The sequence below is a fragment of the Microcystis sp. M53602_WE12 genome, assembly GCF_030065455.1.
In the GTDB taxonomy this organism is placed as follows: Bacteria; Cyanobacteriota; Cyanobacteriia; order Cyanobacteriales; family Microcystaceae; genus Microcystis; species Microcystis aeruginosa.
This window is the reverse complement of sequence record NZ_JASJFB010000390.1, coordinates 1-7284: the sequence shown is the minus strand read 5'-3', so window position 1 is coordinate 7284 and position 7284 is coordinate 1. Positions and strand designations below refer to the sequence as shown.

At 43.2% G+C, this 7284-nt stretch carries 6 protein-coding genes; 1 reads left to right on the top strand and 5 read right to left on the bottom strand.

Annotated elements, in window-relative coordinates:
* Nucleotides 1-170: 170 nt before the first annotated feature.
* The 5 genes from PX482_RS13315 to PX482_RS13295 all read right to left on the bottom strand — a co-directional run bounded on the left by PX482_RS13315 (nt 171) and on the right by PX482_RS13295 (nt 6301).
* The gene (locus PX482_RS13315) at nt 171-1727 is read right to left on the bottom strand and encodes a CPBP family intramembrane glutamic endopeptidase (protein ID WP_288122536.1); all 1557 of its coding nucleotides are present in this window, start codon (nt 1725-1727) and stop codon (nt 171-173) included.
* 292 nt (nt 1728-2019) lie between these two features.
* Nucleotides 2020-3246: a glycosyltransferase family 4 protein gene (locus tag PX482_RS13310; protein WP_002758419.1), complete on the bottom strand. Its 1227-nt coding sequence runs from the start codon at nt 3244-3246 to the stop codon at nt 2020-2022.
* Nucleotides 3247-3288: 42 nt separating this feature from the next.
* On the bottom strand, nt 3289-3411 hold the full coding sequence (locus tag PX482_RS13305) for a hypothetical protein (RefSeq protein WP_256378301.1): 123 nt from the start codon (nt 3409-3411) through the stop codon (nt 3289-3291).
* Nucleotides 3412-3429: 18 nt separating this feature from the next.
* A complete protein-coding gene (purD, locus tag PX482_RS13300; RefSeq protein WP_002758420.1) occupies nt 3430-4695 on the bottom strand; it encodes a phosphoribosylamine--glycine ligase in 1266 nt (421 codons plus the stop codon).
* A gap of 337 nt (nt 4696-5032) precedes the next feature.
* On the bottom strand, nt 5033-6301 hold the full coding sequence (locus tag PX482_RS13295) for a Sll1247 family protein (protein ID WP_002758421.1): 1269 nt from the start codon (nt 6299-6301) through the stop codon (nt 5033-5035).
* Between the two features lie 494 nt (nt 6302-6795).
* Here PX482_RS13295 and PX482_RS13290 point away from each other — a divergent pair.
* Nucleotides 6796-7284, top strand: a 489-nt coding sequence (locus PX482_RS13290) for a nuclease/transposase family protein (RefSeq protein ID WP_502888557.1), incomplete at its 3' end; no start/stop codon positions are given.

The following is a 7284-nucleotide window of genomic DNA, read 5'->3' as shown; positions in this document are numbered from 1 at the left end:
GAAATGGGGCGAAAGTCTGTGGACTCTGTGTAAGACAGTACATGGTTTTTTAACTGTGGTATGCGACGGTGGTGGAAGCAGAAACTTAAATCGTGAGGTTTAGGAATCGCCGCACTTTTAGGGCGGCGAGGATGTCAACTCTAGGCTACCCCGAAAACCAGAGACTTCACCTAACCCGCACCGCTGCCCAATAAAAATAAACTTAACAGGGTGCCACCATTCCAGAGACTATGAACCAACATCGAGGATAATAAATTTTTCGAGCGGGTGTAAACAAAGCCAAGAACACAACCTAGGACGGTTAAAGGCAGCACTTCTGACAAATTTTGGTGAGCAAGGGCAAAAATCAAACTACTAAGCGCAATCGCACCCCAAACAGGCAGATAACGAGTCAAAGAAGCTAGTAAAAAGCCGCGAAAGACAATTTCCTCGAAAAAAGGAGCGGCAAGGGAAGCAGTAAAGCCAAAAGAGATTAAAGCGAAGGTATTCTGGGATTCTAGGGCTAAAGTCAGCAGCGGGTTACTACCCCCTTGTCCTTGCCAAATTAGTTGATTGAGCAAAGAAACGATAATAACCAGGGGTAAAGCGACGACATAGCCGGCTAATCCCCAGAGAAACCAAGGACTAAAGAGTTTAAAACGAAACCAATCGGGAGGTAAAGGGCGAAAAGGCTTGATTGCTAGATATAAAACCGATAAACTGCTCACTGTTAAAGCTAAATAACTAACTACAACGTATATTGCTTTAGCTTCTAGGTTAAATTTTTCGGGATTGAGACTCAAGGAACTCGATAAAATCCCGAAAATTACTGGTAAAACAATTTGTCCGACGAAAAAGAAACCGATAATTATTCCCCACCAGAGGGTTTCTCCTCCCCACTTAGTTTGCCAAGCGAGACTATCATCTAAAAAGAGCAGCGATCGCTGTTGCCGGAGCAGCCACTGCACTAATAAAAAGATCAACAGCACAACACCGATTAAACCGCCGATAAGAGGCAAAAAAGCCAATAAAATTAGTTTAATTAACGCATTACCCGCCACTTCACTCTGTTCTTCCTCTAAAGCGAGTAAATCCTCTTGACGATTTTCGAGACTATATAATTTTTCCAGAATGGTATAACGAAACCATCCTTGAAAATTGCGCTCGATTCTCGCTTCAGCATCGGGGGCAATTTGGGGGGGTTCACTGTACAATCCCTCTAACAGCAGCGCATTTCGTAAAATAGCAGGCTTATAGTTCTTAAATTCTGATTTTTCCTTGATATCTTGCCAGATTTGCCGTGCTGAATCCAAGTCACCTTGACTAGCTTGAATGAGACTTAATTTTAGCTCTAAATCCTTTAGGGAATTGATTTCGCGCTCAAGAGATTTTTTTTGTTCGGGATTAACTGCTGATTTTTCTAGTTCGGTGATTGTTTTTTTGGCACTTTTCTGGGCGGATAAATACTGTTCCTCAGCAGTAGTATAAGGAGCTTCACCGATCAGGGAAGTTTGAATTAATTTAAGATTAGCAAATTCCTCGCTATTAGGATCAGCATCGCTGCTTAGAGTCGTGACTTGTAGATTGAGATTGGTTTGATATAGTTGAAGATTAGATTGGATTTGGGGCTGATTAACACTAGAAATTAAAGCTGTAACCACTGGAGTTAAGGCAATAATTGTTAAGACAAAAGCGATCGCTTGTTTGAGACTTTGCCAGGGGAGTTTTTTTGAGAAATTATCAAACATGAAAATAGTTAAGTGGGAGTTAGAGGTTAGCTGATGGGCTTTTAGGGTTTTAGGGTTTTAGGGTTTTAGGGTGTTGGGGTTTTAGTTGAATTCCCCCATTCCCTAATTATTAAACCTCTTGCATAATTAATTTTTCAGGGTTCAAAAACGGCAAAAATAAGGATTAAATGGCATAAAGTCTGTAAATAGACCATTTAACTGATTATTGCTCCTTCTTAATTCTCCTGACTACTGACTACTGGCTACTGACTCCTAACCCTAACAACAATTTTTGATTTTTACAAGAGGTCTATTAACTAACTACTTGAGAAAAAAGCTTTTCGTATTGATCCAAAGTCTTTTCAAAGGCATAATTTTCCTCTGCGTATTGTCGTCCTTTTTCTCCTAGTATAGTTGCTAAATCTGGGTTTTTATATAGCTTTAAAATGGCTGTAGCTAATGCCTCTGGATCTTCAGGAGTAACCACCAAACCACCACCACTACGCTCGATCGCCCTAGCGGCGGTTCCATCGGCGGGAACAGAAGCAATAATAGCACGACCACTAGCTAATAATAGCTGAATTTTGGACGGCATATTAAAGGAAATAACGTTATGTTTTTGCATCACCATACCCACATCGGCGGCTGCTAACATTTCTGGTAATTTTTCCCGGGTTTGAAAGGGTAATAAAAGCACATTACTGGCCCCCTGTTGTTGGCGATACTTTTCTAGGCGATCAAGTGCTTCTTTTTTACCAACAATTACCACTTTAATCTCAGGGATGTCAACTAAGTAAACTGCAGCATCGATCAGGGTTTCTAGGGGTTGGGTTAGGGCAATATTGCCAGAATATAAAACAACAAATTTGCCCTCAAGATGATTTTCTTGGCGAAAATAATTATTGGTTTTCGGCAGAGGTTTAATAAAGCTGACATCCACCCAATTAGGAATTTCAATAATTTTCTGACTCGGCACATTTTTAGTTAGGAGATTTTTGGTAAAACCATCGGCAATAACCGAGATTTTGCTGGCATTTTGATAGGCAAATTTTTCGAGACGACTAAAAACTTTAATCATTTTCTCATTAGTTAATAATCCCACATGAACTGCCGCATCGGGCAAAATATCCTGTAAATTTAGAATAATCGGTATCCCATATAATTTACTCAATAAAGCGGCGGGAACGCAAACGGGTAATCCGGGGACAGTTAAGAAAATTAGATCGGGTTTTTCACCCTTGAGAGCCTGAAAGAAACTCAAAAAAACAAAGCTCAATTCAAAGAAAATTCGATTTTTTAAACTTCTTTGGGGACGCGCCCAGACGTAGGAACGTTGAATTTTAACACCATTTAGTTCTTCTTCTAGATAGATTTTTCCTCGGTATTCGGGATCGATTTCACTATTAGGATACCAAGGAAAAGCGGTTAAAACTCTGACTTGATGACCTCTTTTAACCAATCCTTCCGCTAATTCTGTCATCAGGGGAGCGATGCCGATCGGTTCGGGATAATAGTTATAAGAATAGAGCAAAATTCGCATAGGGATGGCAATTTGGTTGGGCGATTCAGTTTCATGATTTTATCAATAGTTACTGGTTTTTTGACAAATCAGATGCGCTTTTGTCAGGGATTGCCCTAGAAAGAGGTTTGGCATCAGGTGAGGATTAGCGGTGAGAGATGCGGAAAAAAAGGGAAATTGGCTCATAAATTAATCCTCAAAACCTTATTTTTCCCTTACCCGGTGGCCGATATCACGACGATAATAGATGCCCTGAAAGTGTATCCTTTTCACCGATTGATAGGCAAGTTCGATCGCCTGATTAAAATTAGCTCCCATAGCCGTGACACCCAAGACGCGGCCGCCATCGGTGAAGATATCGCCGTGTTTTAAAACCGTGCCGGCGTGGAAAACGATCGCTCCCGCGGTTTCAGCTGCCTTAATTCCAGTGATTAACTGGCCTTTTTCGTAGTGGTCGGGATAACCGGCAGACGCGGCCACCACACAAACGGCACTACCGGATCGCCATTGTAAAGAGGGGAAATCAGTTAATTTTTGTTGAGCGCAAGCCAGCAGTAGCGGTGCCAGGGGAGTTTCCAGTAGGGGTAAAACCGCTTGGGTTTCGGGATCGCCAAAACGACAGTTAAATTCGAGAACTTTTGGCTCTCCGGCGGGGGAAATCATTAAACCCGCGTAGAGGACTCCCCGATAGTCAATGCCGCGTTTTTGTAGGGTGGCGACGATGGGGGCGAGGATGTCTCGGTTTACCGCTTCGATAATGGCGGCGGTGGCTATGGGTGCGGGGGCATAAACTCCCATACCGCCGGTATTTTTGCCGGTATCGCCTTCACCGATCCGCTTGTGATCTTGGGCGGGTAGCAGGGAACGAAAGCTGATCCCATCGGTGAGGGTGAGGATAGACACTTCTTCTCCCTCTAGGAATTCTTCCACCACGACTTTAGTAAAGCCACTGGTAAAAAGATCATCGATCGCTTCTAGGGCCGTATCTACGGTTTCGGCGACAATTACCCCTTTTCCTGCGGCTAATCCGTCAGCTTTCACCACAATTGGCGCTCCTTGCTCTCGGATATAAGTTTTTGCTAATTCTGCATCCGTAAAGGTTTCTGAGACGGCGGTGATAACTGCTGCTTCGCTCATTAATTCTTTTGCCCAGGATTTGCTCGATTCAATTAAGGCCCCGGTTTGTGTGGGGCCAAAAACGGCAATTTCTTGGCCGAGAAGATGATCGGTAATGCCGAGGGAGAGGGGATATTCTGGCCCGACAACCACCAGATCGACGCAATTTTCTCGGGCAAAGCGGCTAATTTCGGCAAAATCCTCCATTGCTATGGGGATATTTTCACATTGAGGTAAAATTGCCGTTCCCCCATTACCTGGAATACAGAACACTTGTTCTACCTCGGGCGATTGCAGCAGTTTCCAAGCCAAGGCGTGTTCTCGACCACCACTGCCGATAACGATAATTTTCACGGATAAACGCAGCCTAAATGACGATGGTTTAATTATCCCCTAGCTCCGGGTCAGCATTGGCTAGAAGTTGAGATTACTTAACTTTTTAATCGATTTGACGGAGTCAGGAGTCAGGAGTCAGGAGTCAGGATTCAGGATTCAGGATTCAGGAGTCAGGAGTCAGGAGTCAGGAGATAGGAGATAGGAGATAGGAGATAGGAGTCAGGAGATAGGAGTCAGGAGATAGGAGATTATTTTATTTATTCTCCCCACACCCCACACCCCACACCCCACACCCCACACCCCACACCCCATCTCCCCATTTCCCACTTCCTACTTCCCACTTCCCCACTTCCCATCACTGGATTTGACGGAGACAGGACAAATCAGCTTGACCGAAATGAATACTAAAAGCTACTTGCAGATTTTCTAGGGATTTAACCAACCAAGGCACCCGCTCGCGAGAATAACTCTCGTAGTGGTTAAATAGAATCGAAAAACGTTTATCTAAGTGGGGTTTTGCCTTGGGACAGATCAAAATCAACTTGAGCAATAACCCCACAGTCCGAGTTACCCCCATATTGGTGATCATATCCATAAAAATGTAATGATCGGGTTTTTGGCCGCTTTCCACCACCAGATAATTTAACAGTTGGCTAGAAGTACGCAGCATGAGAAATTCACTCGGTTTTTGTTGATCGCAGTGGGGTAGAGTATTTTGCAGGATATCGTCGAGTTTTTGGTGAAATTGCCCCTTGCCGTAGTCTAAGGAGGTAATTAGATAATCGTAGAGATCATTTTTAAAATCTTTATAGGTACGGGTATAAACTGTATTCGCCAGAAAATTTTGCGAAAGATACTTATAAGTATAATTTCCTGCTACCGTCCCCAGATAATACTTGAGGGTGCGATTTAGCTCCTTATCATTGAGCAGGGTGGGATTTTCCACTGGTTGAATGATTCTCCCCGCTTCTTCCCTGATTTTTGGGCTATGAGCAACCTGTGCCAAACGTACCTGATAGGTGACATAACGAGAGAGATTTACCTCGAAACGGCTCTCGGTTTTCACCTTAATACGTCTAACGGTTTGTCGCTGTTCTCGGGGACTGTCATCACCGAGTAAATAGTAATCATAGAGATAGGGATAACGATTAATCAGGGTTCCTAGGGAAGCGGCGGTTTTTTCGCTGTATTGGCCGCTAATAATTCTCGCCAGACGCTGCATCCTAACGTAGTCATCCGAGAGGGTAAAATTTTTGACCAGATGGCGCAAATTATTGGGGCTGCTGTAATGTCCGGGAGGTGGGGAGGGCAAATTTTCCAGCAGCGATACCAATTCGGGAATTGCTGGCTGATGGGCGGGCTGCGTTTGCCATCGATTCATTAAAATATGACAGCAGCGGTTAAAGAAATGATAAAAACGAATTTCGGGATCTTTGGCCTTGACAAGACGCTCTAGGGCTAAATAAATAGGAGCTTCTTGATAACCGCCACCTTCGATAAACAGACGACGAAAATTCTCGATTAATTGCTCGGGGGAATCGGTCCTGGCGCGGTCGAGCCAATAATCGTATAGTAGCTGTTCTTCGTCTCTTGTTTGTCTTTGTCCAGTGTTTAGACTAGCCATGGTTATTTGATTCAGCCCTCCTAAATCAGTAAGCGGATGGATTTTAGGGCTATGACCATAAAGGGGTCAATTGTGATTAGATAGTAGATGCTCCCTTCTGAGGATGCCCCTATTTTGGGTCATTGTACTGATCGAGTCGATCCCTTTTAGCTTGGCAAGTTTGGGAAAATTCCCCTTGGCTTACCCGGCCAAGCTTGCGGACTATGCCCAGATTACTAAAAATTTAGGCAGCGTACCCTGCTAATTAAGTTAGCGAAAGGAAACCCCGATTGTATGTGATCTAAGTCACATTTAAACCTAAATCCATCTTCTAGATAATTCGGAATTTACCTAAAATGTCGGATGAATGCCCCCGCTACATTTTTCGACAAGATACTCACCTTTGCGGGGGATGAAATCCGACCAGAATATCAACCGCGGAGCATCGGTTTAATTCTACCATCTGTAGGTAAACTGTGTTATAATTAATTTAACCAATGGTCGTGGATTGTTAGATGCTAGTCGTAGAAGCAAAGCTAAAAAACGGAACCCCAGAGCAATATCACCAGCTTGATGAAGCTATCAAAACTTCTCAGTTTGTGCGTAACTCTTGTGTTCGTTATTGGATAGAAAATAAAGGAACAACCCGCAATGATCTCCAAAAACTTTGTGCGGTACTAGCTAATAATAAAGAGACCCCTTGGGTTAATAAATTAAACTCTCAAGCTCGTCAATCGGCTGCTGATAGAGCCTGGCAATCAATTACTAGGTTTTACCAGAATTGTCATGCTAAGATACTTGGGAAAAAGGGTTTTCCTCGGTTCAAAAAGCATAGCCGTTCGGTTGAGTATAAACTAACGGGCTACAAACTATCTGATAATCGACGTAAAATCAGATTTACCGATGGCTTTAAAGCAGGAGAATTTGATTTATGGTGTAGTCAAAAGACATTAGTTTATTATTCAGAGCAACAGATTAAACGGGTAAGAGTTGTTAGACGTGCT

What these genes read in the sequence shown, in the direction of transcription:
- PX482_RS13315 (WP_288122536.1), bottom strand. Translation starts at nt 1,727, where the DNA reads ATGTTTGATAATTTCTCAAAAAAACTCCCCTGGCAAAGTCTCAAACAA.
- PX482_RS13310 (WP_002758419.1), bottom strand. Translation starts at nt 3,246, where the DNA reads ATGCGAATTTTGCTCTATTCTTATAACTATTATCCCGAACCGATCGGC.
- PX482_RS13305 (WP_256378301.1), bottom strand. Translation starts at nt 3,411, where the DNA reads ATGAGCCAATTTCCCTTTTTTTCCGCATCTCTCACCGCTAATCCTCAC.
- PX482_RS13295 (WP_002758421.1), bottom strand. Translation starts at nt 6,301, where the DNA reads ATGGCTAGTCTAAACACTGGACAAAGACAAACAAGAGACGAAGAACAG.